This is a genomic window from Aeromonas sp. SER, from assembly GCF_038739615.1.
Classification (GTDB): domain Bacteria; phylum Pseudomonadota; class Gammaproteobacteria; order Enterobacterales; family Aeromonadaceae; genus Aeromonas; species Aeromonas jandaei.
Map to the genome: position 1 here is coordinate 1 of NZ_JBCGFC010000002.1, position 26,904 is coordinate 26,904.

Annotated in this window: 21 protein-coding genes, 3 tRNA genes and 1 pseudogene; 9 read left to right on the forward strand and 16 right to left on the reverse strand. The window is 58.7% G+C overall.

Translation table 11 applies throughout. From position 1 onward, the window contains the following. The first annotated feature begins 1,035 nt into the window (after positions 1–1,035). On the forward strand, positions 1,036–2,316 hold the full coding sequence (locus AAHA41_RS02860; RefSeq protein ID WP_049045575.1) for a hypothetical protein: 1,281 nt from the start codon (positions 1,036–1,038) through the stop codon (positions 2,314–2,316). A 3-nt stretch (positions 2,317–2,319) separates the two neighbouring features. Then, a complete protein-coding gene (locus tag AAHA41_RS02865; protein WP_323092137.1) occupies positions 2,320–3,429 on the forward strand; it encodes a hypothetical protein in 1,110 nt (369 codons plus the stop codon). Positions 3,430–3,593: 164 nt separating this feature from the next. On the opposite strand, the gene AAHA41_RS02870 is transcribed toward AAHA41_RS02865, so the two are convergent. Both AAHA41_RS02870 and cysS read right to left on the reverse strand, forming a co-directional pair. Then, positions 3,594–4,235, reverse strand: a complete 642-nt coding sequence (locus AAHA41_RS02870; protein WP_323070818.1) for a hypothetical protein — start codon at positions 4,233–4,235, stop codon at positions 3,594–3,596. A 118-nt stretch (positions 4,236–4,353) separates the two neighbouring features. After that, positions 4,354–5,730 (reverse strand): cysteine--tRNA ligase, encoded by a 1,377-nt coding sequence (gene cysS, locus AAHA41_RS02875; RefSeq protein ID WP_041208491.1) that lies wholly within the window; start codon positions 5,728–5,730, stop codon positions 4,354–4,356. Positions 5,731–5,942: 212 nt separating this feature from the next. On the opposite strand from cysS, the gene AAHA41_RS02880 reads away from it, so the two are divergent. From AAHA41_RS02880 to lpxH, 3 genes and pseudogenes are all read left to right on the forward strand, one after another. After that, positions 5,943–6,440 carry a peptidylprolyl isomerase gene (locus AAHA41_RS02880; RefSeq protein ID WP_033115878.1) on the forward strand — a complete coding sequence of 166 codons (498 nt, stop codon included), beginning with the start codon at positions 5,943–5,945 and terminating at the stop codon, positions 6,438–6,440. Further along, positions 6,430–7,086, forward strand: a pseudogene (locus tag AAHA41_RS02885) (DUF4269 domain-containing protein); the annotation flags it as partial. The gene AAHA41_RS02880 and the pseudogene AAHA41_RS02885, both read left to right, overlap by 11 nt. Before the next feature lie 57 nt (positions 7,087–7,143). Next, a complete protein-coding gene (gene lpxH, locus AAHA41_RS02890) occupies positions 7,144–7,878 on the forward strand; it encodes a UDP-2,3-diacylglucosamine diphosphatase (protein WP_323070834.1) in 735 nt (244 codons plus the stop codon). A gap of 118 nt (positions 7,879–7,996) precedes the next feature. Here lpxH and AAHA41_RS02895 read toward each other — a convergent pair whose 3' ends face one another. Continuing rightward, complete coding sequence (locus AAHA41_RS02895; protein ID WP_323070819.1) at positions 7,997–10,075, reverse strand: methyl-accepting chemotaxis protein; 2,079 nt, start codon at positions 10,073–10,075, stop codon at positions 7,997–7,999. A gap of 358 nt (positions 10,076–10,433) precedes the next feature. On the opposite strand from AAHA41_RS02895, the gene AAHA41_RS02900 reads away from it, so the two are divergent. Continuing rightward, the gene (locus tag AAHA41_RS02900) at positions 10,434–10,682 is read left to right on the forward strand and encodes a GlsB/YeaQ/YmgE family stress response membrane protein (protein ID WP_042031142.1); all 249 of its coding nucleotides are present in this window, start codon (positions 10,434–10,436) and stop codon (positions 10,680–10,682) included. 71 nt (positions 10,683–10,753) lie between these two features. Here AAHA41_RS02900 and AAHA41_RS02905 read toward each other — a convergent pair whose 3' ends face one another. Together AAHA41_RS02905 and tctD are read right to left on the reverse strand one after the other, a co-directional pair. Continuing rightward, positions 10,754–12,154 (reverse strand): sensor histidine kinase N-terminal domain-containing protein, encoded by a 1,401-nt coding sequence (locus tag AAHA41_RS02905; protein ID WP_323070835.1) that lies wholly within the window; start codon positions 12,152–12,154, stop codon positions 10,754–10,756. Further along, a complete protein-coding gene (gene tctD, locus AAHA41_RS02910) occupies positions 12,150–12,824 on the reverse strand; it encodes a transcriptional regulator TctD (protein WP_201929896.1) in 675 nt (224 codons plus the stop codon). Before tctD ends, AAHA41_RS02905 begins: the two co-directional genes overlap by 5 nt. A 221-nt stretch (positions 12,825–13,045) precedes the next feature. Between tctD and AAHA41_RS02915 the strand changes: the two genes are divergently transcribed. The 3 genes from AAHA41_RS02915 to AAHA41_RS02925 are packed head-to-tail and all read left to right on the forward strand — an operon-like array spanning position 13,046 to position 16,017. Beyond that, the gene (locus AAHA41_RS02915) at positions 13,046–14,032 is read left to right on the forward strand and encodes a tripartite tricarboxylate transporter substrate binding protein (RefSeq protein ID WP_323070820.1); all 987 of its coding nucleotides are present in this window, start codon (positions 13,046–13,048) and stop codon (positions 14,030–14,032) included. Positions 14,033–14,043: 11 nt separating this feature from the next. Continuing rightward, a complete protein-coding gene (locus AAHA41_RS02920) occupies positions 14,044–14,475 on the forward strand; it encodes a tripartite tricarboxylate transporter TctB family protein (protein WP_041208499.1) in 432 nt (143 codons plus the stop codon). Between the two features lie 9 nt (positions 14,476–14,484). Beyond that, entirely contained in the window at positions 14,485–16,017 is a 1,533-nt protein-coding gene (locus AAHA41_RS02925) for a tripartite tricarboxylate transporter permease (RefSeq protein ID WP_042031146.1), read from the forward strand. 280 nt (positions 16,018–16,297) lie between these two features. Here the strand turns inward: AAHA41_RS02925 and AAHA41_RS02930 are convergent. The 11 genes from AAHA41_RS02930 to AAHA41_RS02980 all read right to left on the reverse strand — a co-directional run bounded on the left by AAHA41_RS02930 (position 16,298) and on the right by AAHA41_RS02980 (position 26,878). Continuing rightward, positions 16,298–16,384: transfer RNA gene (locus AAHA41_RS02930), tRNA-Leu, on the reverse strand. A gap of 41 nt (positions 16,385–16,425) precedes the next feature. After that, positions 16,426–16,499 (reverse strand) — tRNA-Cys (locus AAHA41_RS02935). Between the two features lie 35 nt (positions 16,500–16,534). Beyond that, a tRNA-Gly gene (locus tag AAHA41_RS02940) sits at positions 16,535–16,610 on the reverse strand. Between the two features lie 180 nt (positions 16,611–16,790). Beyond that, positions 16,791–17,345: a CDP-diacylglycerol--glycerol-3-phosphate 3-phosphatidyltransferase gene (pgsA, locus tag AAHA41_RS02945; protein ID WP_041208501.1), complete on the reverse strand. Its 555-nt coding sequence runs from the start codon at positions 17,343–17,345 to the stop codon at positions 16,791–16,793. Between the two features lie 223 nt (positions 17,346–17,568). Next, a complete protein-coding gene (gene uvrC, locus AAHA41_RS02950; RefSeq protein ID WP_323070821.1) occupies positions 17,569–19,422 on the reverse strand; it encodes an excinuclease ABC subunit UvrC in 1,854 nt (617 codons plus the stop codon). A gap of 129 nt (positions 19,423–19,551) precedes the next feature. Beyond that, entirely contained in the window at positions 19,552–20,196 is a 645-nt protein-coding gene (uvrY, locus tag AAHA41_RS02955; protein ID WP_033112896.1) for a UvrY/SirA/GacA family response regulator transcription factor, read from the reverse strand. A 212-nt stretch (positions 20,197–20,408) separates the two neighbouring features. Continuing rightward, positions 20,409–21,158, reverse strand: a complete 750-nt coding sequence (gene kdsB / locus AAHA41_RS02960; RefSeq protein WP_323070822.1) for a 3-deoxy-manno-octulosonate cytidylyltransferase — start codon at positions 21,156–21,158, stop codon at positions 20,409–20,411. Further along, positions 21,155–21,343: a Trm112 family protein gene (locus AAHA41_RS02965; protein WP_005347033.1), complete on the reverse strand. Its 189-nt coding sequence runs from the start codon at positions 21,341–21,343 to the stop codon at positions 21,155–21,157. The genes kdsB and AAHA41_RS02965 overlap by 4 nt, the downstream gene beginning before the upstream one ends. A 121-nt stretch (positions 21,344–21,464) precedes the next feature. Continuing rightward, complete coding sequence (lpxK, locus tag AAHA41_RS02970; protein ID WP_323070823.1) at positions 21,465–22,460, reverse strand: tetraacyldisaccharide 4'-kinase; 996 nt, start codon at positions 22,458–22,460, stop codon at positions 21,465–21,467. Further along, positions 22,460–24,223 carry a lipid A ABC transporter ATP-binding protein/permease MsbA gene (gene msbA, locus AAHA41_RS02975; protein WP_323070824.1) on the reverse strand — a complete coding sequence of 588 codons (1,764 nt, stop codon included), beginning with the start codon at positions 24,221–24,223 and terminating at the stop codon, positions 22,460–22,462. The genes lpxK and msbA overlap by 1 nt, the downstream gene beginning before the upstream one ends. A 438-nt stretch (positions 24,224–24,661) precedes the next feature. Continuing rightward, on the reverse strand, positions 24,662–26,878 hold the full coding sequence (locus AAHA41_RS02980; RefSeq protein ID WP_323070825.1) for a DNA internalization-related competence protein ComEC/Rec2: 2,217 nt from the start codon (positions 26,876–26,878) through the stop codon (positions 24,662–24,664). Positions 26,879–26,904: the final 26 nt, after the last annotated feature.

Sequence of the window (26,904 nt, forward strand, 5' to 3'; positions counted from 1 at the left end):
ATGGAGTGGGAACACACGAAACTGGACACCGATAGGAGCCGTGATGCTGAACCCAGAGCGGTCAGAACCAGAAGAAAAACAAGCGGCTTAAAACAGGGTTACGCGACAACTATCTTGAAAAACGCCGCGGGTGAGCGGTAGGGTGCAATAAGCGCAGCGCATTGCACCAAGGTAACCATCCCCTCTCCCCCTGCGGGAGAGGGCTAGGGTGAGGGGTCGCCAACCCCGTTGGCATGACTTCACCAGCAGGCTCGGTAGGGTCGATTAGCGTAGCGTAATCGTCCGCGGTCACCATCCCCTCTCCCTTTGCGGGAGAGGGCTAGGGTGAGGGGTCACCAACCCCGTTGGCATGACTTCGCCAGCAGGGTCGGTAGGGTCGATTAGCGAAGCGTAATCGTCCGTGCTAACCGCACCCCTTGCAGGTGAAGCCCATGGCGCAATCCGCCAAGCCTGACGCTATAAGCAAACCCGCGTCGAATTGAGGTGCAATTCACTTCGTTCATTGCACCCTACGGTATGGGACAAACAGGATCACCTCGGCGAACAACAGGGGGCAACAGCCAACCCGCCGCCCCGAAGCCAGTTAACAGGCGTAGGGTGCAATAAGCGCAGCGCATTGCACTGCGGTAACACTCCCCAGCCTATTCGGGACAAAGATCGGGCGGGTTGTTAGCTCAGAGCCAGCCCCTCGCCCACCCCATGGCGAGAGCTGATTGTCGCACCTATGCAACAAGTGCCATCGACATAGTTGCATAGGTGAAAAAATCATAGCGAATACAGCTGCAAGCGGCAGATATCCCTATCGGGAAACGTCTTTATATTGAAGACCCGATAGTGAGTATTTCAACGTGATAACACCTTATTTTTCGAACGTCCGATTACGCTTCGCTAATCGAAGCTACAGTTCTAAAAACCTTATTTCATGCATAGAGTAGGAATTACAAATTTTAAAAACTCATGAGTTTTTTCATGTAAGACTAAAATCATCTTCAATATATATTAAACACTTCAAGTCACTGAGGGATACAATTAAAAATGAAGGGCGAAAAAATTGCTGAATTTTCATATGATTTACATAGCGCACTCGGAGAATATGAAACACCAGAGTTAGACTATTTGAAACAGCTTGGTATGGCTTCAACACTCGCAGTCCATATCAGAGGATTAGGTGAGATTCAATATGAAACACTAAAACTCGCGTCATATCATTATTTTAAAATACCATCATATGCACTTGATAGTGTTCTTAACATTCTAGCTGAACTAGAGTTCATTGATATTATTAGCGCCAAGAAAAGAATCGTATCAATAATACCTAAGATACCTCACTTTAAAAGCATTTATAGTATAATAGGTGATTATGCAGATACGGATGATTTAAATGAAAATGAACTCACTATGCTTGCGATATTAAATCAACTGTACAATAAGCCCGAAAATAAACAAAAACTAATAAACAGTATATCATCAGATAAGTCAATTATTGACTCATGCTTGAAATACAGTGAGGCAGGTGGATTATCAATAACAAAAAAAGCTAGAGGCAAAGAGATCTTGCTTAGTCCATTCTATTTTGCTGATAACTTGGATGGCTTGGCAGACCTAACCGCTAAATCCGGTTCTGGAAAAATATCACACGTACTTGGCAAGTTGAAAGCTAACCAAGGTTGGCCATTATCTATCCTTCTAAAAAATGGGGAAATTGGTGGTCAGCATCTAGATGCCGTCGAAATGTCTCTAGTACAAGAAATGGCATCGGAAGGTATTTTGAAACCACCATCAATCAAATTCGGCACCTCCCATATTGAACAATTCGTATTCACTCCAAATCCAGGCAAAACTAGACTCAATGCAACAAACCGAGAAATATATGAGCGTGCTATGGCACTTGTTTCTTGTGTAAGAAAGGGACAGTTAATGCCTGACCAGTATCGGATTAGATACCCTGTAGCATTACTAAAAAGTTTACGTTCTAAAGGCTACTTAAACAGTAACTCTGAAGCCAATGAACAATATAAAAATTTAGTATTCATGAAAGTTTGTACATTACAACCTACAACTAGCAACATGTATAAGTTGGTTCTCATAAGAACCGAGGAAAATCTTAACTCATTAGATATTGCCATAAAGTTACTAGAAACCGGTGAGTTGGCAACTTTAGAAGTAAATAAAGATGCTAAGATAGCTTTCTCAAAGGATGAAAGTTACATTCAATCTATTATCTCTTCTTCTATGCTAAGACAACGCAAAAAAATTGATATTGCGGAAGAGGCCAAGTATGAAATGGACCAACTACTACTAAATTTGGATGTATAATTTATGGCCATCTTAGATAAAGACATATTGCAAAAAGAGAAAGCGATTCGTTACTGTATTGCGAACGGAGTACTACCCTACCTTGAAGTTATTGTTAACAACGTCAGAGAAATAACTGATATAAAAACCGTAATTACTGATATCGATGTTCTAGGGGTTGAGGTTTCACGGAGAGGTAAAATAAAGAAAACTTTATTTGACTGTAAAACAGTTGGAAAAATGAGCGCTATTAATAGAGCTTTCTGGGCTAGTGGTGTAATGGCTTACACTGGATGTGATGAAGCTTACGTAATATTAAATAAAAAAGCATCCGAAGCCCATAGATTAAGTGCAAAAACAATTAATGTTCATTTGTTTAAGGAGGAAGATTTTGATGTTTATGCCACATCAGCCAATATAAATTACCTTAATCAGTTCTATTATTCATATAATATATCAAGCTGGCATTCATTTTATGCTTCATTTACCAAAAATGAAGCATTGAAATCCCTCGGTGAATACATCAATGCAAAACTCCCTCTAGAAAATGATAGTGTAAAATCCTTAAGAGAATTATTGGGCATAATGAGAAGTGTTAAAGGAGAGCTTGATCCTAGTAAGCCTGAGCATATGGCCATATACACATCTCTAATTTTAAGTTTTCTATTGGTGATGGCTCCAATATCATCTCAAATGTCCGATGTATTTGATGAAAACATGTCAAAAGCCTCATACGAGCACATTCTAAGGTATTATATTTGGGGGGGGAGAGAGAGTTACATTCAACGCAGAGAATTAAAAAATGCATTTCACGTTGCCACAGGTGCAAGAAGTGGTGAATTAGAACTACCAGGCTGGGATGAATTTGTTCTTGTCTCACGTGGTTTTCTTGATGCTCATTCACAGCTTCGTGATGCACTGATCCCTTGTCGGGAGTTGTCTCTAAGATATTTATCAAAAGAATCTAAAGAGAACGATCGATATTTATCTAGAAAATTGAGAGAATCAAATCGAGTCAAACAATTTATGATGGCCTCATCAGGCTATTTATATAAGGCGACTGGACTTCCCAAAGACTTTCATGAGAACTTGAAAGCATCTCTGTATCTTGTGGATACATCTGAGAGCCAGTGAACTATAAATTGCATTCCAACCTGTACCAAAAGACTATTACTAACGCATTATCCACCCGCTCTAACAATTATATGAAAAAGGGCAAGTAATTAATAAAAAACCGCAGCCTTGAGCTGCGGTTTTTATTTCTATTCCCCAAACACTTTCTCTCTCAAGCCAAAACCCTATTTCCCCAACCCCTTGCACTGCTCTCCCCCTGCGGCGGGATAGGCGGTGAGCGTCTCATAGAGGGCGGCGCGCAGGCTGCCGGATTGGCAGAAATCACAGCTGCCGCCAGCGTCGATATCGGTGATGCGGGCGCCTTGCGGCCCGTCCAGTACCAGATAGGTGCTGACAAAACGGTAGGTGCCGCTGGGGGCGTCGAGCGGGGTGCCCGGCTCGCCAAAGGTGAAGCGCACCTTGACCTCGCTGCGATCCCGGCTGCCGGCGATGGCGCGCGACGAGAGGATCTCCGAGCCCAGCAGGTTATCCCAGGCGTTGGGCAGGAAGGGGTTGCCCTCGACAAAGGGGGGCTTCTCGTCGGGGGCCTCGCGGGTGGCTATTTCGCGCGCCTTTGAGGCGGCATTGAGCAGGCAGAGCAGCTCGGGGGAGACGATAGTGGGCAGCGCGCCGCCAAGATCGCTCTGATAGAGGCCGCTCGGTTTGACTTGGCGCTCCCAGTCGAGAAACTGGGCCACCTTGGCCTTGGCACGGGCACTGGCGGCCGGATCGAGTTTGCCGCTGGTGGTGGTGCCCGCATGGGCCGGGGCGATCAGGGCCGCCGCAGAGAGGGCCAGTGCCAGCACGGGCCCGCTGGATATCTTCATGGTGCCATCTTCCTTATGTTCGCTTGCATGGGCCGCGCCTTGAACAACGCGCCGGGCCCTGAAAAAAAGAGCGCAGCCCAAGGGCTGCGCTCTGCGTCAGATCGTCAACCGGCGGCCCTTAGGCACGGCGCCAGCTGGTCTTGCCGGCGCTGTCTTCCAGCACGATACCCATCTCGGTGAGACGGTTGCGGGCGGCATCCGCCGCAGCCCAGTTCTTGTCGGCACGGGCCTGATTGCGCTCGGCGATCAGGCGCTCGATCTCGGCAACCTCTTCGTCCGCTTCGTCACCCTTGAGGAAAGCCTCGGGATCTTGCTGCAGGATGCCGAGCACGGCGCCCAGCTCGCGCAGACGGGCGCCCAGCGCGGCGGCAACGGCCATGTCTTCACCCTTCTGGCGGTTGATCTCGCGCACCAGATCGAACAGGGCGGAGTAGGCTTCCGGGGTGTTGAAGTCGTCGTCCATCGCCTCTTTGAAGCGCGCCACCTGTTCGTCGCCACCGGCAGCAGCGGCCACCGGCAGATCGCGCAGGGCGGTGTACATGCGCTCCAGCGCGGCGCGGGCTTGCTTCAAGTTATCTTCCGAGTAGTTGAGCTGGCTGCGGTAGTGGCCAGACATCAGGAAGTAACGGACGGTTTCGGCGTCGTAGTGGGCCAGCACGTCGCGGATGGTGAAGAAGTTGCCAAGGGATTTGGACATCTTCTCTTTATCCACCATCACCATGCCGCTGTGCATCCAGGTGTTGACGTAGTCGCCACCGTGGGCGCAGCAGGACTGGGCGATCTCGTTCTCGTGGTGCGGGAACTGCAGGTCGGAGCCGCCGCCGTGGATGTCGAAGTGGTTGCCAAGGTGCTTGGAGTTCATGGCGGAGCACTCGATGTGCCAGCCAGGACGACCCGGGCCCCAGGGGCTTTCCCAGGTCGGTTCGCCGGGCTTCGACATCTTCCACAGCACGAAGTCTAAGGGGTTGCGCTTGGCATCGACCACGTCAACGCGGGCACCGGCTTGCAGCTGCTCCAGATCCTGACCGGAGAGCTTGCCGTAGTCGGCGTAGGATTCGACGATAAACATCACGTCGCCGTTATCCGCCACGTAGGCGTGCTCTTTTTCCAGCAGGGATTGCACCAGCTCGATGATCTCTTCGATGTGCTGGGTGGCGCGCGGTTCGATATCCGGGCGCACCATGCCGAGGGCGTCGAAGTCGGCGTGCATGTCGCCGATCAGACGCTCGGTCAGCTCGTCGCAGGTCACTTGGGTCTCGGCGGCACGCTTGATGATCTTGTCATCCACGTCGGTGATGTTGCGCACGTAGGTGAGGTCGTAACCGGCGTAACGCAGGTAGCGAGCCACCACATCAAAGGCGACGAAGGTGCGGCCGTGGCCGATATGACAGTGATCGTAGATGGTGACACCACACACATACATGCCCACCTTGCCCGGGTGGATAGGTTTGAATTCTTCTTTTTGACGAGTGAGTGTGTTGTATATCTTCAGCATCTTATAACCACTGCCTGTGAGTAAAATGGTTGGTCATGATACCCCGTTCAGGGGCAGAAAACGAGGCAGAAAACGTGGCCAATCCCGCCTGCCAGCACGGTTACGGCGCCAGAGAGACTATGCCGCCAGCCCCTGATGGGCTAGAATTGCCACCACTTTATGCCATACACCTGCGGGCACTTCGTCGTCCGCATCAAATGAAAGGACATATCATGGTCACTCTGCACACCAATCACGGCGACATCACCCTCACCCTGAATGCTGAAAAAGCCCCGGAAACCGTGGCCAACTTCCTGCAATACTGCCGTGACGGTCACTACGACAACACCATTTTCCACCGCGTCATCGACGGCTTCATGATCCAGGGCGGCGGCTATGCCCCGGGCTTTGAAGAGAAAGACACCCGCGCTCCCATCAAGAACGAAGCGGCCAACGGTCTCTCCAACAAGATCGGCACCATCGCCATGGCCCGCACCATGGAGCCGCACTCTGCCAGCGCCCAGTTCTTCATCAACGTGAACAACAACGACTTCCTCGACTTCAAATCCGCCACCACTCAGGGCTTCGGCTACTGCGTATTCGGTGAAGTGACCGCCGGCATGGACGTGGTCAACAAGATCAAGGGCGTCAAGACCGGTAACTACGGCCGCATCCACCAGGACGTTCCGACCGAAGACGTGGTGATCACCAAGGTGACCCTTGCTGACTGATCTCTGCCGACTCGGCACTGACAAAACTGCGGCCCCGGCCGCAGTTTTTCCATCTGCCTCCCCCACTGCCAGTCCAAACTGGCGCCGCCTCGACTATCTGGCCCACGGCAACCCGCGCCAGCGCTCGGCCCATGCCCTGCTCACCGCCGGTTTGTGGGATGAGCTGGCAGCGCAGTGCACCGATCTGGCGCTGGTGAGCACGCTGGCCATCGGCCTCGATCGGCCGGGCAGCGATCTCGATATCCTCTGCCAGCATCCAGCTCCCGCCGAGTTTGCCGCAAGGCTCGAGGCTCAAGGTTGGCTGGCAAGCGCCAAAGGCGACAATGTCTGGCTGCTGGAGCGCACCTTTCCCTGCCTCGACCAGCACAGTGTCGATAGCGATTGCGACAAGAGCGAGGCCAGCTGGCCGGTGGAGCTCTACGTCACCCCCGCCCCCATCGAGACGCAGAATGGCTGGCGCCACCTCACCCTGATGGCGACTTTGCTACAACGCTTTGGCGATGCTTTCTATCAGGAGGTATTGCGCCTGCGCCTTGAAGAGGGATTGAAAGGGGAAGCAGCCATGTGCCGGTTACTGGGGCTGGCGGGCGAACCTTATGCAGCGCTGCTGACACTGGAGGGGCAGGGTCTGGCTCATCTGGTGTGGCCCGCGACTGTCGCGACTCCCGAAGCGGATGCAGCCACCAGCAGCCACGCCCCGGCCATGCGCACCCTCTTTATCAGCGACATTCACCTGTGCAGCGATCGGCCCGATATGACCGCCGCGCTGGTGCACTTTCTGGCCAAGGAGGCGGTGGGCGCCGATGCCCTCTATGTGCTCGGCGATCTCTTCGAGTTCTGGATTGGCGACGATGACCCCAATCCGCTCCATCAGCAGATGGCCGACGCCTTTCTGGCCCTGAGCCAGCAGAATGTGCCCATCTACTTTATCCACGGCAACCGCGACTTTCTGCTGGGCCAAGAGTTTGCCAAACGCGCCGGCATCACCCTGCTGGGGGATCCGTGCGTGATCGAACTCTATGGTGAGCGGGTGGTGCTGAGCCACGGCGATCTGCTCTGCACCCTGGATGAGGGGTATCAGAAGTTTCGTCGCATCACCCAGCTCAAGTGGCTGCGCTGGCTGTTCCTGCGCCTGCCGCTCGCCCGCCGTCAGGCCATCGCCCGCAAGATGCGTGGCCAAAGCCAGATGGAGAACGCCCACAAGAGCCAGCGCATCATGGATGTGACGCCTGCTGCCGTTGACGAGATGCTGCGCCAGCACGGCTGCAAGGTGATGATCCACGGCCACACCCACAGACCCGCCATCCACCACTTCCAGCTCGATGGCGCGCCAGCCCGCCGTATCGTGCTGGGAGACTGGTTCGAGCAGGGCTCGGTGCTGGTCTGCCGCCCCGGTGAGCAGTTGCTGGAGACAAGGCCGCTGGCAGCCGCGAGCTGACAGCAGGTTCACAAGGCATCCGTAAAGAGAGGGGCGCGTCAGCAGTGACGCGCCCCTTGTTGTTTTGTTGCGGCAGCTCTACCGGTGCCCCCCCGAAACGCTGCACGCCGAGGTTGTGTTAGCGGCTGAAGTTGGGCTCCAGCGCATAGTGCTTGAAGCAGGCCTCCAGATTGCTGCGAATGGCAGGTGTCACGTTGATGAACTCCAGCCCGTAGACCTCGCCTTCCGCCTCCTGTTTCGACCACATCACTCTGGCGGTCACAGCCAGCGGTGTCTGGTTGCGATAGAGGTCGATGGAGGGTTTGGGGGTGTAGATCTTGAGCTCGACTTGCGCTTTTTTGGGTAATTCGAGGGACTGTACGGTACGCAGGCGCAGACCGGTCACGCTGAAGTCCTCGGTAATCGATTCATGGAAGCCGCCAGCGGCCTCGACCTTCACCATCATGTGCTGATACATACGGGGGGCGCCGCGCAGCTCGTGTTCGGCGCGATCGACGCTGCTGGCCGCCTCGAAGCGGAACTGCTCCATGATATCGCGCAGCTGGCTCGACTCTTCGTACAGGGTGCGGCTGATGATCCCGGTGGTCTGTACCTTCTCGGTATTCTCGGAGAGGGCGTGCAGCAGATCGTGCAGATGGGTATTGAGAGAGGCGAGCTTGTGCATCTGTTCGTCACTGGTGGTACGGATCTGGTCGGCGGCCCCGACGCTGCGCTCAATCTCGCCCATCAAGCCATTGATGGACTGGCTCGCCTCGTGGGCCTTGTCCATGGTGAGGTGGGTGCGGGCAATCACGCTCTTCACCGTGGTTTCGTTCTCGCCGATAAGCTGGCTCAGGGTGGTGACAATTCCGTTGATCTCTTTGGTCGCCTGTCCGGCATGGTTGGCCAGCTTGCGCACCTCGTCAGCCACCACCGCAAAACCGCGACCATGTTCACCGGCACGGGCCGCTTCGATGGCAGCGTTGAGGGCCAGCAGGTTGGTCTGCTCGGTGATGGCAGTGATGGACTGGGTGATCACCTGGATCTTCTGGCTTGCCTCGCTCAGCTGGCGAGTCTTCTGCTCGGCCTGCTGCGCTTCGGTCACGGCGCGGCGCATCTCCTCGATATTCTCGCTCATCACCCGGGTGCTGTTGTTGGCACTCTGGTAGGCCAGTTCGGCCTGCTGCCCGACCTGAGCGGCCAGACCCGATACCGCCTCGGCCGCGCAGGAGAGATCGTTGCTGGCCCGGCTCACCTCACCGGAGTGGTGCTGCTCGGTCTGGGCCGCATCCGTGATGGTTCTGGAGATATCGGAGATCTGATAGGAAGATTGAGCCAGTTGGCGGGTACGCAGGTCAATCTGGCGCATATGACCGCTAAGCTGCTCGGCCATCATGCGCATGGTGCCCAGTACGCTGTTGCCACCAAAGCGGGTCTCGATCCTGACGGTCAGGTTGCCGGCAGCGATCTCGGCAGCGACCCGGGCGGCATAGTCCGGCTCGCCCCCCAGAGTGCGCATCAGATGGCGGTACTGGAGCAGGTAGGCCATTGCTACAAAGAGCAGGGAGACCAGCCCGGCCCCGAGGCTTATCCAGAGTGACAGGGCCTTGGCCTCGTCCCGACTGGCGATGGCGCTGGCTATACGACCGTCAAGCTCGTGGGAGATGCGATCGAGCTTCCCGGCGCCATTCTCGACCATGGCATCAAACCCGTCCGGACTGGTCATGATGGCGTTGCCTGCCTCCCGCCCCTTCTGGACATAGGCGTTGACCATGACGATCCCTCTCTCCTGCAGCTGCCTGACCACGTCCTGCATTGGCAGGATCTCGTCGGTGAGATCCGGCAGGGTACGAGCCAGTGTATCGAGATTTTTCAACGCATCATCACGATAGGTAGCTGCCTCGGCGATCCCCTCTTCGGTATCGCCGGTCACCGAGGCATCGGTCAGAAACTGCTGGATCTGCACCAGATCAAATCGGGTTGCCTGGAAGGTCGATTGAGCACGCTCCAGGAGGTCAACCTTCTCCTGGGCTCGCAGCTGGGTTTGACTACTCCAGATGGAGACCACAGAGGCCACCAGCAGCGGCACCGCCACCAGTATGCCCCCCTTGATCATCATCCACTTGACGGAGCTCCCTCTCACCGGTTTGTGCGAGGCGATAGCAGCCTCTTTCAGCTCGAAGGTGTTGTTGTGCAAGAGTCCTTGTGCAATGGCCATGGCGTCACCTCATGTGGTGGCAAATGGAAGAAGTCCTGTCAGCAGGACACCCGTAGCAGAGTGCCAAGCTCCTGTTTTCCAACGAGCAAACACCATGCCAGCCATTTTCCGGGCTTGTTTCGGTTATTTATTGTCAAAACGCTAAATAAGCCCCGGCGGTCACTCCCGGGTTCACCATAATGCAATGCAACTTGCAAAAGCGGCGTCAGTGCGTTGCCAATTGAGAGCAAGCTCAGTGATATACCTCCTGCGTCATAACAAGTCCGACAGCTTGTGACCAGCCAAGGGGTTGGAGCCCTTCGCATCGCCAGCCGCATCCCTATAATGTGCCCCTCACATAAACAGAGAGGAGTAACTCATGGGTTTCATCACCTGGATTATTTTGGGATTGCTGGTTGGCATGCTGGCCAAGTGGATCATGCCGGGCCGCGACGGTGGTGGCTTCTTCATGACCGCCCTGCTGGGGATTGTCGGCGCCATGGTCGGCGGCTATGTGGGCACCCTGCTGGGTCTGGGCTCGGTGACCGGCTTCAATATTTCGAGCATTGCCATCGCCACCGTGGGTGCCCTTATCGTCCTGTTTGTCTTCAACAAGATCCGCAGCTGACAACCCAACGCCATCTTATGTGTAGATAAACAGGGCACCGCGAGGTGCCCTCTCTTTTTGTATCACCTTCACTATTTTGCCAGCGGCAAGACCAGCCTCGCCAGCAAGCCCCCCAGCTGAGTGGCAGGCAGCAGCACCACCTCGCCGTGATGGTAGTGGGCGATATCGCGTACCAGCGCCAGACCCAGCCCCGCCCCCGGCTGTTCGCTCCCCTGCTCGAGGCGCTGAAACGGCTGCCAGACCCGCTCTGCCAGCTCGGGAGCAATGCCGGGGCCGCTATCCTCTACCTCCAGCCAGATCTGCCCGTTGCTTCGCACCACCCGCGCCGTCACAGTGCCGTGGGGCGGGGTGTATTTGATGGCGTTGTCGAGCAGGTTGGCACACAGCTCCCCGAGCAGCAGCGGCTCCCCCGCCACCATGATAGCGGACACCTCCCCCTCGTAACCGAGATCGATCCCCTTGCTGCGGGCCTGCGGCAACCGTGACAGACAGGCCTGCTGCACCAGCGCCGTCAATTCGATGGGATCCCGCAGGCGCAGCCCGGAGCACTCGTCCGATTTGAGCCGGGCCAGCAGCAGGAGCCGCTCGGTCAGGGCGATGGTGTGATCGAGCCGCACTGCCATGGCATCGAGACTTTCGCTCATCAGGGCGGGATCGCCACTGCCGCGCGCTACCTCAACCTGGGTTTTCAGGATGGTGAGCGGGGTGCGCAGCTGATGGGCGGCATCAGCACTGAAACGTTCCTGCCGGGCCACCAGCTGACGCAAGCGGGCCAGCTGGCGATTGAACGCCTGCACCAGCGGCCGGGTCTCCTGCCAGGGGAGCAGATCCGGCAAGGGGGCGAGCGTGGCGGCATCGCGGAGCAGGATCTCCCGCGATAAACGACGCATCGGGGTGAGCAGCCGCTTGAGCAACAGATAAGCGAGCAGCAGGGTAAGCACCACCAGCGCCCCCTGGGTCAGCACGGCCGACCAGAGCAGCTGCTGTGCCAGTTGCTGGCGGCCGAGCAGGGTCTCCGCCACCGTGATGCGGGCCATGCCGGTGACGCCCCCCTCGCCTACCGGTTGCAGCAGCATCACGGCGCGGATTGGCGCCTCCTGATAAATTTCGTCATAGAAGTAGGCGAGCGCCGGATAGCGGTCGGTCAGCGGCGTACCAACAGGCATGGGGGGCAGGTCATCAAAGCCGGAGATGACCCCATCGTCGATGCCGCGCACCTGATAGAAGAGGCGATCGCGCATGTTGCGCTCGAAGCTGTCGAGCACCACGTAGGGCACATCCACCTTGAGAACACCATCGTTTGCCGTCAGCCGCTCGGCGACGGTGCGGGCCGAAGCGAGCAGGGTGCGATCATAGGCCGAGGTGGCCGCCGCCAGCGCACCGTAGTAGCTGTACCAGGCTGAGGCGGCCCAGAGGATCAGCAGGGGGCCCCCCAGAAACAGCAGCAGCTGATGGAGCAGGGAGCGACTAATGGGAGGCCTCCGGCGCCGCTTCCAGCAGATAGCCCAGCCCGCGCAGGGTGGTGATCACCACCCCGCTACCCACCAGCTTTTTGCGCAGCCGGTGGATATAGAGATCGATGCTGTCGAGCCCTACCTCGTCATCGAGATTGAACACCTGCTCGAACAGCTGCCCTTTGGCGACGGGGCGCCCGTGGCGGTACATCAGCGCGGTCAGCAGCGCCTGCTCGCGCGGAGTCAGAGCCAGCCGGGCATCGGCCAGCAGAAAATAGCCGTCGGGGTGCAGGGTCAGGCGTCCCAGTCGCAGCTCGGCGCCGCCACTTTCGCTGCGCCGCAGCAGGGCCCGCAGCCGGGCATCCAGCTCCCCCAGATCGAATGGCTTGGCCAGATAGTCATCGGCACCGGCATTGAGGCCGCAGATCCGCTCCTCCACCGCGCCGCGGGCGGTGAGCAGCAGCACCGGCACCCCCTGCCCCCGGCTGCGCAACCGGCCGAGTACCGCCAGCCCGTCGAGCTTGGGCATCTCGATATCGAGCACCGCCAGCGCGTACTTTTCGTGGCGCAGCAGATGATCGGCCCGGGCGCCGTCAGCCACCCAATCCACTGCGAAACCGGCGCTGGTGAGCGCCCGCGACAACCAGTGGGCCAGTTCGTGATTGTCTTCTGCCAACAGCAAGCGCATCCCTATCCCCTTGTTCTTAACGACGGCGTGCAACCACAGTGCTGCAACTGCATCCATTCACTCTGCCTGAGCGGAACAAGGTGCGATCACGGTCACACTCCCGCCAATTGGTCAGCGATTGAAAGGTGAATGAAAGGTTGTTGTTTTAACAATTTCGCATCACTTCGTCCATCGACGGAGTCACACCGAGAAAAAACAACGACAAGATGGAGCACACAACCATGAAGCAACGCACACGTCATGCCCTCGCCCTGCTGACCCTGCTCGGCGCCCTGCCGCTGCAGGCGGCCGAGAGTGTCACCGCCCCGAGCCGTACCGAATGTATCGCACCGGCCAAACCGGGCGGTGGTTTCGATCTTACCTGCAAGCTGCTGCAGGTGAGCCTGCAGGAGACAGGCACCATCGACAAACCGATGCGGGTCACCTATATGCCGGGCGGGGTCGGTGCCGTGGCCTACAACGCCATCGTGGCGCAGCGCCCTGCCGAAGCGGGGACTGTGGTCGCCTTCTCCGGTGGCTCCCTGCTCAACCTCTCCCAGGGGAAATTTGGCCGTTACGGGGTGGATGATGTGCGCTGGCTGGCGGCGGTGGGTACCGACTACGGCATGATCGCGGTGCGCCATGATGCCCCCTATCAGAACCTCAAGGATCTGGTGAATGCCATGGCAAACGACCCCAACAGCGTGGTCATCGGGGCGGGAGCTTCCATCGGCAGTCAGGACTGGATGAAGACGGCGCTGCTGGCCAAGCAGGCGGGCGTTGATCCGCACAAGATGCGCTACGTCGCCTTTGAAGGGGGCGGCGAGCCGGTCACTGCACTGCTGGGCAACCATGTGCAGGCGGTCTCCGGCGATCTGAGCGAGATGGTGCCCTATATCGGTGGCGACAAGCTGCGGGTGCTGGCGGTGTTCGCCAAAGAGCGGCTGCCCGGCAAGCTGGCCACCATTCCTACCGCCAGGGAGCAGGGTTATGACCTGGAATGGCCGGTGATCCGCGGCTTCTATGTCGGCCCCAAGGTGAGCGACAGCGAATACCAGTGGTGGAAAGAGACCTTCGATCAGCTGGTGAAGACCGACACCTTCAAGGCGCAGCGGGATCTGCGCGGCCTGTTCGAGTTTGACCTGACCGGGGATGCCCTCGACAGCTACGTCAAGACCCAGGTGGCGCAATATCGCGAGCAGGCCAAGGCCTTCGGTCTGGCCAAATAGGAGCCGCAGCCATGAGCGATCGCATCTTCGCCGCCATCTGGCTGCTGCTCTGTCTGGCGGGGGCCTCCCTCGCCTGGCAGTACCAGAGCGAATACAGCTATGAGCCGCTGGGGCCACGTCCCTTTCCGCTCGGGATCCTCGGCCTGATGGCACTCTGCGCCCTGCTCCTGCTGCGCCGCCAGCCGGACACCGTCAGCTGGCCGCCGCTGCGTACCCTGCGCCACCTCGCCATCATGGTGGCGGCACTGGCCGGTTACGGCGCCAGCTTCGAGTGGCTGGGATTCCCACTGGCTACCGCCCTGCTCACCTTTGTGCTGGGGCGCCTGTTTGGCGCCTCGGCCAAAGCCGCCCTGCTCTCCGGCATCGTCGGCGGGCTGGTGCTCTATTTCGCCTTTGACAGGCTGCTGGATGTCACCCTGCCCCTCGGCGTCTGGTTCTCTTAAGGAGTCAATATGGATACCTGGATGTACCTCTCCCAGGGCTTTGCGGTGGCACTCACCCCGGAGAATCTGGTGATTGCCCTGATCGGCTGCTTTGTCGGCACTGTGGTCGGTCTGCTGCCGGGCCTTGGCCCCATCAACGGCGTCGCCATCCTGTTGCCGCTTGCCTTTGCCCTGAAACTGCCCCCCGAATCGGCGCTTATTCTGCTCGCCACCGTCTATATCGGTTGCGAATATGGCGGGCGGATCTCCTCGATCCTGCTCAACGTACCGGGAGATGCCGCCGCCATCATGACCGCGCTGGATGGCTACCCCATGGCCCAGCAGGGCAAGGCGGGAGTGGCCCTCTCCATCTCGGCGGTCAGCTCCTTTGTCGGCTCCATGCTCGCCATCGGGGGGATCATTCTGTTCGCCCCGGCGCTGGCGCGCTGGTCGCTCGCCTTTGGGCCGGCGGAATATTTCGCCCTGATGGTGTTCGCCATCGCCTGCCTTGGCAGCATGATGAGCCAGAACCCGCTCAAATCCTTTATGGCGGCGCTGATTGGGCTCGGGCTCGCTACCGTCGGGGTGGATGCCAACACCGGCATCTATCGCTTCACCTTCGACAGCGTGCACCTCTCGGACGGGGTGCAGTTTATCGTGGTGGTGATCGGCCTCTTCTCGGTGAGCGAGATCCTGCTGATGCTGGAGCACACCAGCGGTGGCGGCAAGCTGGTGCGCACCACCGGGCGGATGCTGTTCAACTTCAAGGAGCTGGTCTATTGCACCGGCACCATGCTGCGCTCCTCCACCATCGGCTTTTTCGTCGGCATTCTGCCGGGCGCCGGCGCCACCATTGCGAGCGCCATCACCTACATGAGCGAGAAGCGGCTGGCGGGGCCCAATGCCAAATTCGGCGAAGGGGATATTCGCGGCGTGGCAGCGCCAGAGGCGGCCAACAATGCGTCAGCCTGCGGCTCCTTTATCCCCATGCTCACCCTGGGGGTGCCGGGGTCGGGCACCACGGCGGTGATGATGGGGGCGCTGACCCTCTACAACATCACCCCGGGCCCCACCATGTTCACCGAACAACCCGATGTGGTGTGGGGATTGATCGCCGCCCTCTTGCTGGCCAACGTCATGCTGCTGGTGATGAACATCCCCATGGTGGGTATTTTCACCCGCATGCTCTCTATCCCGCTCTGGTTTCTGGTGCCCGCCATCGCCAGCGTCTCGGCAGTGGGGGTCTATGCGGTGCACAGCACCACCTTTGACCTGCTGCTGATGGTGGGCCTCGGGGTCTTTGGCTACCTGCTGCGTAAAATGCACTTCCCCATGTCACCGCTCATTCTGGGCTTCGTGCTGGGTGAAATGCTGGAGCAGAACCTGCGCCGTGCCCTCTCCATCAGCAATGGCGACACCGCCATCCTGTGGAGCAGCAGCATCAGCCAGACCCTGCTGGTGCTGGCGATCGTGGTGATCGCCCTGCCCCCGCTGGTTCGCCTGCTGCGCCGCCGCAACACAGTCGTGGCCGCCACAGATGCCAGCGCAGAGCAAAGCTCCTGATAACCGGGGTGTTCTGCACACAAATGCAAGAAGGGCCCCACCATGTGGGGCCCTCTTGTTTCATCTAACAGCACAAAGTTGTGCCAGAGGTCATGACCAAAGAAAGCTGCCAGATAAAGCCCGTCAACAGGCTGGACGATGCCACGTAAAAGGATGCACAGATTGCTGTTCGCAAAAATAGAGCAGCCGAACCGAAAAGCGCAGTGGACACATTGGCGACATTCGGACAAAACAAAAAGGCCGCTATTGCTAGCGGCCTTTCGTAACTCTTTGATTTTAATGGTGCCCGAGGCCGGAATCGAACCGGCACGACGCGAACGTCGAGGGATTTTAAATCCCTTGTGTCTACCGATTTCACCACTCGGGCACCGTAATCGGTATCAAGCTCGCGCCGCGGGCTTGTCAATATGGAGGCACGTTCCGGAGTCGAACCGGACTAAACGGATTTGCAATCCGCTGCATAACCGCTTTGCTAACGCGCCATGCAAAAGAGAGTTGGCTCTCTATTGTCTGAATTTGGAGCGGGAAACGAGACTCGAACTCGCGACCCCGACCTTGGCAAGGTCGTGCTCTACCAACTGAGCTATTCCCGCATCGGTCTGGCTGACTGCCTGACTACGAGGACGCATTCTAGCGATGTTCCCCGTCCAGTCAACCAGAAATATTTAATTAACTGATCGTTCGGGCGTTTTTTGCCCTTTTTGCACACTTTTAGCGCCTTTGACCGTTTCTTGTCTGATATTGCGAGAAACGGCCTGTTACTGCCTGATAACTCAGAAGCTGGAGTGATGGGTCAGATCGCTCCACGCCGCCTTCATGTACTGGAACATGGACCAGAAGGTGAGCACGGTAGCGACATAGAGCAGCACGTAGGCCAGCCACACCATCCAGACGTTGTACTGCCAGATAAGACCGGTCAGCGACACCATCTGGATCATGGTCTTCCACTTGCCGATCCAGCTCACCGCTACCGAAGAGCGCTTGCCGAGCTCGGCCATCCACTCGCGCAGGGCGGAGATGATGATCTCGCGACCAATCATGGTCATGGCGGGAATGGTGACCCAGATGGTGTTGTAGTGTTCGACGATGATGACCAGTGCAGTGGCCACCATGATCTTGTCGGCAACCGGATCGAGGAAGGCACCAAAGGCGGTGGATTGATTGAGCTTGCGGGCAAGATAGCCATCAAACCAGTCGGTGGCAGCGGCCAGAATAAAGACGATGGCAGCGGCCAGATAGGACCACTGGTAAGGCAGATAGAACAGGATGACGAAGACGGGAATGAGCAAAATCCGGAAAAACGTCAGCATGTTAGGTATGTTTGTCATTATTTTCAGCCACTTCTTGTACGTCGCTACATAGTGCGCCAAAGCCGATTTGCGATGCAACCGCACTGACGCCCGTCTTGGTCTTTTTTAATCCATCAACCCTTTCGCAATACCGCGCCATTATGGCATTTACGGCCCCCCTGCGTCACGGCTCTTGTGCATCAAGGAGTTAGCGAACGTTCCCGGTTAATCATCACATGAAAAAAACAGTGTCATTCAACACTCAGGCTGAACGCAGGCCATCGTGGATGGCTTGGGCCAGCTCCTGACTGATGCCGGGCACCTTGGCCAATTCATCCACACTCGCCTTTTTCACCTCCTGCAAACCGCCCAGATATTTGAGCAGTGCCTGACGTCGCTTCGGCCCCACTCCCGGAATATCCTCCAGCGTGCTGCTGGTGCGGGCTTTAGCCCGTCTGGCCCGGTGGCCGGTAATGGCAAAACGGTGGGATTCATCGCGAATATGCTGAATAAGGTGCAAAGCGGGCATATCTGCCGGCAAATGCAACTCTTCGTGGCTCTCCCCCATGATGAGCGTTTCCAACCCCGCCTTACGGGTGACCCCCTTGGCAATGCCCACCAGCAGCGGATATTTGCCGCCGAGGAACTCCAGCTGGCGCGCCAGGATCTCTTCGGCGCGGCGCAGCTGGCCGAGGCCGCCGTCGATAAAGAGCACGTCCGGCACCTTGTCCGGCTCCTGCTGTTTGCCAAAACGGCGCTCCAGCGCCTGCTCCATGGCCGCGTAGTCATCGCCGCCGGTGATGCCATCGATATTGAAGCGGCGATATTCGGAGGAAAGCGGTCCCTCCCGGTTGAACACCACACAAGAGGCAACCGTGCGCTCCCCCATGGTGTGGGAGATATCGAAACACTCCATGCGGGCAATGGGGCGCTCCAGCTCCAGCAGCTCTTCCAGCTGGTCGTAGCGGGCGGTGATGGTGCTCTTGTGGGCAAGCCGCGAACGTAGCGCCGTCTCGGCATTGATGGAGGCGAGCTTGATGAAGCGGGCCCGCTCGGCGCGAGTGCGGCTCACCACCCGCACCTTGTAACCGGCGGTCTGACTCAGGGTCTCGGCGATGACGTTCTCATCCTCCAACGCCACGTCGAGCAGCACCTCGCTCGGGATCTGCCGTCCCCCCTGCCCCGACAAATAGAACTGCAGCAGGAAGGATTGCACCACCTCGTCGAGCTGGGTATCGGCCGGCACTTTCGGGAAGTAGCTGCGCGAGCCGAGCACCTTGCCCTGACGGATAAAGAGCACGTGAATACAGGCCGCCCCCTGTTCGAAGGCGACCCCCACCACATCCAGCTCGTCCAGCACGTTGCCACTCACCGACTGCTGCTCGGTGACCCGACGCAGCGCCAGGATCTGATCCCGATAGCGAGCCGCCTCTTCAAAGCGCAGATCACCGCTGGCGGACTCCATCTTGCCCACCAGCTCGCCAATCACCTGCTGGTTCTTGCCCGCCAGAAACAGCTTGGCCAGCTCCACCTGCTGGGCATATTCGGCCTCGCTCACCAGTCCGGGCACGCAAGGGCCAGCGCAGCGCTTGAGCTGATAGAGCAGGCAGGGACGGGTGCGGTTGGCGTAGACTGCATCCTCGCACTGGCGCACCGGAAAGATCTTCTGCATCAGGTGCAGGCTCTCGCGCACTGCGCCACCGGAAGGGTACGGGCCGAAGTACTCCCCCTTGATCTTGCGGGCACCGCGATGCACGCCGATGCGCGGATGCTGATGCGCGGTGATGATGATCCAGGGGTAGGATTTGTCGTCCCGCAGCAGCACGTTGTAGCGGGGCTGGTACTGCTTGATCAGGTTGTGCTCGAGGATCAGCGCCTCGGTCTCGGTGTGGGTGACGGTGACCTGGATATCGGCGATCTGGCGCACCAGAGTACGGGTCTTGATGCTGTCGACATTGGCCCGAAAGTAGGAGGCGAGCCGTTTTTTCAGATCCTTGGCCTTGCCCACGTAGATGACGGTGCCGCCGCTGTCATACATGCGGTAGACGCCGCTCTGGTGCGTCACGGCGGCGAGAAAGGCTTTGCTGTCAAAAAGGGGCTCGGGAGAGAGGGTCATCGGCAACTCGACTCAACGGATGAAGGCAAAAAGACGGGGGAGAGCATACTGCGCCCACTCATGAAAATGCAAAAGGGGGCTAAAAAGCAAAAGGCGGCAAATGCCGCCTTGGTGACCACACTCCCCCGCTTACAGGGTGTCGGCATCCAGCATGCCGTAGCGAATGGCCAGATGGGTCAGCTCCACGTCACCGTTGATCCCCAGCTTGCTGAACAGGCGGTAACGGTAGCTGTTGACCGTTTTCGGGCTCAGGTTGAGCTGCTCGGAGATATCGGTCACCTTCTGCCCCTTGGTGATCATCATCATGATCTGCAGCTCCCGCTCGGAGAGGGACTTGAAGGGGTTCTCGTCCGCCGAGGCAAACTGGCTCAGGGCCATCTGCTGGGCAATCTCCGGGGAGATGTAGCGTTGACCGGAGTGCACCAACCGGATCGCCTGAATCATCTCGTCCGGCCCGGCCCCCTTGGTCAGGTAACCAGCGGCGCCGGCCTGCATCACCTTGGTGGGGAAGGGATTTTCTGAGTGGATGGTCAGCACTATGATGCGCACATCAGGGCGGATCCGCAGAATTTTGCGGGTCGCTTCCAGACCACCAATACCCGGCATGTTCATGTCCATCAGGATCACGTCCGGATGGTGCTGACGACAGAAAGCAACTGCATTTTCGCCACTCTGTGCTTCGCCTACCACCTTGATCCCGCGAACATCTTCCAGAATGCGTCTTATCCCTGTACGCACCAGCTCATGGTCATCGACCAGGAATACATTTATCACCCAAACACCCCGTTTTTTATCTCGTTTTGGCCGCCCGGTTAGGGTTAACAGGGCGTCTTGCATCATAACCAAACTCGCCGCTTTGGCAAACCATGCACGCCAAAAGTTTGATAAAGCGCATTTATAGTGTTTGTAATCAGATAATTATCGAGATACTCAAAACAAAAAACGGCGTCTTGCGACACCGTTTTTCTTATCTTCAGCCTGCCGGATCAGCCCGCCAGGAAGGCTCGCACCTTCTCCAGATCGGCCTGGGTATCCACGCCAACCGGTGGCGCTTCCAGTGCCTGAGCCACGTGGATCTTCTCCCCGTACCAGAGCACCCGCAGCTGCTCCAGCGCCTCGACCTGCTCCAGCACGCTCGGCGCCCAGTCCACATAACGCTGAATGAAGCCGGCGCGATAGGCATAGATGCCGATATGACGCTGGTAATGATCGCCAATCTGCTCATGGCTGTTGGCAAAGCGCTCCCGATCCCAGGGGATGGTGGCGCGACTGAAGTAGAGGGCGTAGCCATCCTTGTCAGTCACCACTTTCACTGCGTTCGGATTGAACGCCTCTTCGGCATCCTTGATCGGCACCGACAAGGTCGCCATCGGCGCCGTGGCAGCCGCCAGATTGTCGGCAACCTGACGAATGATGGCGGGTGGAATGAGCGGCTCATCCCCCTGCACATTGACGATGATGGTATCGGCAGCAAAACCGTAGTGACGGCACACCTCGGCCAGACGCTCGGTGCCGGACTGGTGATCCGGTGAGGTCATGCACACCTCGACGCCGGTGCTCAGCAGTGCCTGCTGCACCCGCTCGTCATCGGTGGCGACGATCACCCGATCGGCACCGGATTGCAGCGCTTTTTCCACCACGTGCTGCACCATGGGCTTGCCATGGATGTCAGCCAGCGGTTTGCCCGGCAGCCGGGTGGAGGCGTAGCGGGCCGGAATGACGACGACGAAGCTCATGACGGCAGCTCGTCGCTATTGAGCGGACGGGCACGGTTCTCCAGCAGCACCGGGATCCCCTCCTCCAGCGGATAGGCCAGCTTGTCAAAGCGGCAGACCAGCTCATGCACGGCCTTGTTGTAGTGCAGCTTACCCTTGCAGACCGGGCAGGCGATGATGTCGAGCAACTTGATGTCCAAAGCCAAAACGATACTCCTTCAACGATGTCGCGCTGGCGGCTTCATCACGCCAGCGATGGATGTCGAGCAACCAGCTATTCCATACGGGGCATATCAACCCCCTGCTCCCTCGCCGAGGCGAGAGAGATTAATCTTGCGCCTTGATCGCGCCCTTCCCCTTCATCCCCAGCTTGTGCAGCAGGGCATCGAGCAGGGAGGCGGGCAACTCGGCGCTGACCGGCAGATACCACCAGTTATCGAGGGCAAACGGGCGGCACTTGACCGCATCCTTTTCGGTCATCAGCAGCGGCTTGCTGGCAAAGCGACCCACCAGCTCATCCCGATCGAAGGGGTGGTGATCGCCGTAGGCTGCCTGCTGATCCAGCTGATAACCGAGCCCTTCGAGGGTGGCGAAGAAACGGGGCGGATGACCGATCCCCGCCAGCGCATCAACCGGGCCTGCGAGAGGGGCTGCCAGCGGCGCATCATCGCATACCCGACGCGGCGCGTCGGCGACCAGTTGCATGGGGTACTCCCCCTTGCCCGGCTCGCCGCCGTTGCAGATGATGGCGTCCACCCGTTTGAGACGGGTGACCGGCTCGCGCAGCGGCCCCATCGGCAACAGGCAGGCGTTGCCGAAACGGCGCGCTCCGTCCACCACCACCAGCTCGATGTCGCGGGCCAGCGCATAGTGCTGCAGGCCGTCGTCGGTGATGATGATATCCACCTCGCCGCTCTGCTCCAGCAGTCGTACCGCATCGGCCCGTTTCGGGGCGACCACCACGGGACAGCCGCAGCGCCGGGCAATCAGCACCGGCTCATCCCCCGCCTGCGCTGTGGTGCTGGCTGCATCGAGCCGATAGGGATAATGGGGCGCCTTGCCGCCATAACCACGGCTCACCACCCCGGGGCGATAACCGCGTGCCTGCAACTGCTCTACCAGCCAGACCACTACCGGGGTCTTGCCGTTGCCGCCCACCGAGATATTGCCCACTACGATCACCGGCAAGGAGGAGCAATACCCCTTTAGCCAACGGTGGCGATAGGCGTAGCGGCGGGTGCCGCTGATGATGGCAAACAGCAGGGCAAAAGGGGCCAGCAACCAGCGCCAGCCACTTTTGCGATACCAGAGCCGTTCCAGCATCAGGCCTTGTTTCCTGCATTGCCAAACTGAATGGCGCGCAGCTGGGCATAAGTGCCGCGCTGCTCCATCAGTGCTGCGTGGTTGCCACGCTCGACGATATGGCCTTCGTCGATCACCAGGATCTCGTCCGCCTTCTCGATGGTGGAGAGGCGGTGGGCGATCACCAGCGAGGTACGCGCCTTGCACAGCTCATCGATCGCCGCCTGAATGTGGCGCTCGGACTCGGTATCGAGGGCCGAGGTGGCCTCATCCAGCAAAAGAACCGGCGCATCGCGCAGCAGGGCGCGGGCGATGGCCACACGCTGGCGCTGACCACCAGAGAGGGATGCACCGTTCTCGCCAACCACAGTGTCGTAACCGTGGCTCATCTTGCTGACGAACTCGTCGGCATGAGCAATACGGGCGGCCTGCTTGATCTCGTCGAGGCTGTATTTCTCTTCCGCGGCGTAGGCGATGTTGTTGGCCACCGAGTCGTTGAACAGGTGGACATGCTGGGAGACCAACGCGTACTGCTTGCGCAGCTCGCTCAACTTGTATTCGCGGATGTTGACGCCGTCGAGCAGGATCTCCCCCTGATCGATGTCGTAGAAGCGGGTCAACAGGCTGGCAATGGTACTCTTGCCTGAGCCGGAACGGCCCACCAGCGCCACCGACTTGCCAGCCTCCACCTTGAAGCTGACGTTGTGCAGCGCCGGGGTGTCCTTGGTCGGGTAGGTGAAAGTGACGTTGCGAAACTCGATCTCGCCACGAGCACGATCCAGAGTGCGGGTGCCGGTATCCTGCTCCGGCTCGGTGTCGAGCAGGCCAAACAGGCTGTGGCAGGCGGTGATGGCGCGCTGGAACTGGTTGTTGACGTCGGTCAGGCTTTTCAGTGGCTTGAGCAGCATCATCATGGAGGTAACCATGACGGTGAAGGTACCGGCTGTCAGCTCACTGCGCACGCTGTCGATGGTGGCCACATAGAGGAAGGCCGCCAGCGCGATAGAAGCCACCATCTGCACCACCGGGCTGCCGATGGCATCAGCTGCGACCATCTTCATGGTCTGCTGGCGCATGTTGTTGCTGACCTGGAAGAAGCGTTTCTCTTCCACCTTCTGGCCACCAAACATCAGCACCTCTTTGTGCCCCTTGAGCATCTGCTCGGTGGAGGTGGTGATATCACCCACCGCATGCTGGATATGGCGGCTGATCTGGCGGAAGCGACGGCTGATAAGGCCGATGATGATACCCACCAGCGGGCCCACCACCAGGAAGATCACCGACAACTGCCAGGAATACCAGAACATCAGGCCGAGCAGGCCAACCACGGTCGCCCCTTCCCGCACCAGGGTCACCAGGGTGGTGCTCGCCGCCGAGGAGACTTGACTCGCGTCATAGGTCACCTTGGAGAGCAGGTGGCCGGTGTTCTGGCGGTCGAAGAAGCTCATCGGCATCGCCACCAGATGGTTGAACACCTGCTGTTGCAGCTTCATTACCACGTGGTTGCCGACCCAGGCCATGCAATAGTTGGAGAGGAAGTTGGCGACACCGCGCAGGGCCACGATGCCAAGTACGAAGAAGGGCATCCACTTGAGCACGGTCGGATCGTTGCCATTGATCCCCTTGTCGATCAGCGGCTTGATGGAGTAGACGAAGGTGGTGTCGACGGCGGCATAACCCAGCATCCCTATGACTGCACCGATAATACCTAACTTGCGGTCACGGACATAACCGAGCAGGCGCTTGAATACTGGCCAGCTACCTTGTGAAGTTTCTTGTTGCATGAATAGCCGTTGGTAATGGAAATGACGGGGTATTCTAGCCAAACAGTAGACATCCACCAAGCGCCACCATACAGATAGCAGGGATTCGCCCCCCAATCAGGGATAAGATGCCTTCATCACGCCCCGATTATCCCGCATATTCGCCCTTTCATATGACGGCCGGCCGTGCCACGGAGCACGCGGGCTAAGCTTGCACCAACCCGGCCCCCTCACAGCCTCTGGATCCCGGCTCCATAGAGGCCGCGGCCGACCGGCAACATCACTGCGGGGCTATTTGGCCACCCAGTATTGGTCACTCTGGCTCACAAGGCTCGACTCGCTGCCCGTTGATTGTTTCACCAGTAAGACTGCATTCCATTTCAAACATAGAAATTTGCAACAATATGGTCGGTGCAAGAGGGTGCCAGCGGGAAAAACGAGTGGCAGACACAGCTCCGCTCAAGGTGATGGGTCAGGCTTATCTCCCCATACTCTTGGCTGCCACCAGTTGCCGGCTTGCCGGTACCAGGGGCCATGATCCCGCTCGGCTTTGACCTGCAGACCATCTGCGACCGGCTCGATCACCACCTCCCCGCCCAGACCGGTCACCCATTGGGTCGCCCCCTGATAACGAGCGACTACCTCGGGACGGGGAAAGCCCCACTGGTTCATGAAGCCGGCGCTGTGCACCACATAACGAGGCGCCACGGCGGCGACAAAAGGCGGGGTGGATGAGGTGCGACTGCCGTGGTGCGGGCTCACCAGCAAGGAACTGGTAAGCCCGGCCCCCTCGAGCGCCACCAGACGCTGCTCCGCCTGCCGCTCGATATCGGCGCTCAGCAGCACGCTGCGCTCGCCATCGCTGATGCGTACCACGCAACCATCGTTGTTGTGCCCAGCCCCGGGCTGTTCTGGCCAGAGCACGCGAAACTGCAACCCTTGCCATGACCACGCCTGACCGCGCTGGCAGAGGGTGGTTGACGGGGTGAAAGGGTATGAGGATAGCTCGCTGCGCACCGTCAGGGCGCTGAGCAGCCGCTTGCGGTTGCCCGCATGATCCCGATCCTTGTGGCTGATGATGAGACGATCGATGACCCTGATACCGAGGTGGCTCAAGGTGGGCAGGATCACCGCATCCGCCATGTTGTAGCCGCCGGGATAGCGATCGCCGGTATCATAGAGGATGGCGCGCTCCCCCTTGCTGATGAGCACGGCCAACCCCTGCCCCACATCGAGCACCCGCACCTGCCAGCGCGGCGGCGCCGGCCAGAGAAAGAGCGTCAGGGCCAGCAGCCCCGGCAGCGAGAGCCAGCGGGCCGCCCGCCACTGCCAGCAGAACCAGAGCAACAGCAAGAGCGTGCTCACCGGCAGCCACCAGCCCGGCAGTGGCCACCAGAGCTGGACTCGGGAGGCGAGCATATCGAGCAGGGTGAGCACCCACTCCAGACCGAGATTTGCCAGCCAGAACAGGCCGTAGGCGAGCGCGCCAGAGAGCGGCGCCAGCAGCACGCCGATCAGCGCCAGCGGGATAATGACGATGCAAAAGAGCGGTACCGCCAGCAGGTTGATCACCATGGCGAGCGGCGCAATCCCCTCAAATAGCGCCAACTGCAGCGGCAGCAGACCGAGCAGCATCCAGAGCTGGATCTGCCAGAGGGTTGGCTTTTCATGGCAGTAACCGACCAGCAGCAAGATAGCGACCGCCAGAAACGAGAGCCAGAAGCCGGCCGAGTAGAGGGCAAAGGGATCCCAGAGGGTCAGCACCACAAAAGCCCAGAGCCAGATGCGATAGGCCGGCCACTCCCGCCGTCGCCAGCGCAGCACACTCCAGACCAGTACCATGATGAGGGCCCGCTCGGTCGCCACAGCAAACCCCGCCAGCCAGCTGTAAGTGGCGGCAAACAGCAGCGACACGCAGATCGCTCCACGCAGCCCGAACAAACGGCCCAGCCACCAGCCGAGCACCGCCACCAGCGCAATGTGCTGGCCAGAGATGGCGATGATGTGGGTCAGCCCGCTGCCGCGAAACAGGCTCCACTGCTCATCGGTGATGCCACTCTGTTCGCCGAAGGTGAGCGCCGCCAGCAAGGGTCCCTGCGAAAGAGGTCGCCAGCTCGCGTTGGCCGCCGCCAGCCAGCGCTCGCGCAGTCCGGGCGCCACCGGCGCGATATGGATCACCCGGCGCAGGTTGCCGGTAGCCGTAATGCCCTTGCCAAGCAGCAGGCGACGACCATCCATCCCCGCCTCGTTGGCAAGGCCGTGGGCCGGCTTGAGAGTAGTCACCAGCGTCAGTTCACTCCCCGCCGTCAGGGGCGGTAACGACTGATAAGCATTGACCCGGATCAGGGGGGATGGACGGAGCTGCCGACCATCCAGTTCATGGACGCTGAGAGTCAGCCGGACAAATTTCTCCCCTTCGGACTCTGCACTTTGCAACTGTGCGGTTATGATATGGCTCGTTTTTTTGTCAAGCAGCTCCAGCCAGGCCAGATGATACGAGAGAGTGGCCTGCATCCAGAGGATGCCCAGCAGCAGAAACAGCAGCCGCCACGCGCGGCAACAGGCAAGGGGAACCAGCAGGGACAGCAACAGGCCCCCCCATGCAAGTGAAGGTAACCATAGCCAGAGCAGTGAGGAGCTTGCCCCGAGGGCAAACGACAACAGACGCAGATCCATGGTGCAAGTATTTAGCAAGGTTTCAA

What these genes read in the sequence shown, in the direction of transcription:
- AAHA41_RS02880 (WP_033115878.1), top strand. Translation starts at nt 5,943, where the DNA reads ATGGTCACTCTGCACACCAATCACGGCGACATCACCCTCACCCTGAAT.
- AAHA41_RS02915 (WP_323070820.1), top strand. Translation starts at nt 13,046, where the DNA reads ATGAAGCAACGCACACGTCATGCCCTCGCCCTGCTGACCCTGCTCGGC.
- AAHA41_RS02900 (WP_042031142.1), top strand. Translation starts at nt 10,434, where the DNA reads ATGGGTTTCATCACCTGGATTATTTTGGGATTGCTGGTTGGCATGCTG.
- tctD (WP_201929896.1), bottom strand. Translation starts at nt 12,824, where the DNA reads ATGCGCTTGCTGTTGGCAGAAGACAATCACGAACTGGCCCACTGGTTG.
- lpxK (WP_323070823.1), bottom strand. Translation starts at nt 22,460, where the DNA reads ATGCTGGAACGGCTCTGGTATCGCAAAAGTGGCTGGCGCTGGTTGCTG.
- cysS (WP_041208491.1), bottom strand. Translation starts at nt 5,730, where the DNA reads ATGCTGAAGATATACAACACACTCACTCGTCAAAAAGAAGAATTCAAA.
- pgsA (WP_041208501.1), bottom strand. Translation starts at nt 17,345, where the DNA reads ATGACAAACATACCTAACATGCTGACGTTTTTCCGGATTTTGCTCATT.
- AAHA41_RS02895 (WP_323070819.1), bottom strand. Translation starts at nt 10,075, where the DNA reads ATGGCCATTGCACAAGGACTCTTGCACAACAACACCTTCGAGCTGAAA.
- AAHA41_RS02925 (WP_042031146.1), top strand. Translation starts at nt 14,485, where the DNA reads ATGGATACCTGGATGTACCTCTCCCAGGGCTTTGCGGTGGCACTCACC.
- msbA (WP_323070824.1), bottom strand. Translation starts at nt 24,223, where the DNA reads ATGCAACAAGAAACTTCACAAGGTAGCTGGCCAGTATTCAAGCGCCTG.
- lpxH (WP_323070834.1), top strand. Translation starts at nt 7,144, where the DNA reads ATGCGCACCCTCTTTATCAGCGACATTCACCTGTGCAGCGATCGGCCC.
- AAHA41_RS02980 (WP_323070825.1), bottom strand. Translation starts at nt 26,878, where the DNA reads ATGGATCTGCGTCTGTTGTCGTTTGCCCTCGGGGCAAGCTCCTCACTG.
- AAHA41_RS02860 (WP_049045575.1), top strand. Translation starts at nt 1,036, where the DNA reads ATGAAGGGCGAAAAAATTGCTGAATTTTCATATGATTTACATAGCGCA.
- AAHA41_RS02865 (WP_323092137.1), top strand. Translation starts at nt 2,320, where the DNA reads ATGGCCATCTTAGATAAAGACATATTGCAAAAAGAGAAAGCGATTCGT.
- AAHA41_RS02920 (WP_041208499.1), top strand. Translation starts at nt 14,044, where the DNA reads ATGAGCGATCGCATCTTCGCCGCCATCTGGCTGCTGCTCTGTCTGGCG.
- kdsB (WP_323070822.1), bottom strand. Translation starts at nt 21,158, where the DNA reads ATGAGCTTCGTCGTCGTCATTCCGGCCCGCTACGCCTCCACCCGGCTG.
- uvrC (WP_323070821.1), bottom strand. Translation starts at nt 19,422, where the DNA reads ATGACCCTCTCTCCCGAGCCCCTTTTTGACAGCAAAGCCTTTCTCGCC.
- AAHA41_RS02870 (WP_323070818.1), bottom strand. Translation starts at nt 4,235, where the DNA reads ATGAAGATATCCAGCGGGCCCGTGCTGGCACTGGCCCTCTCTGCGGCG.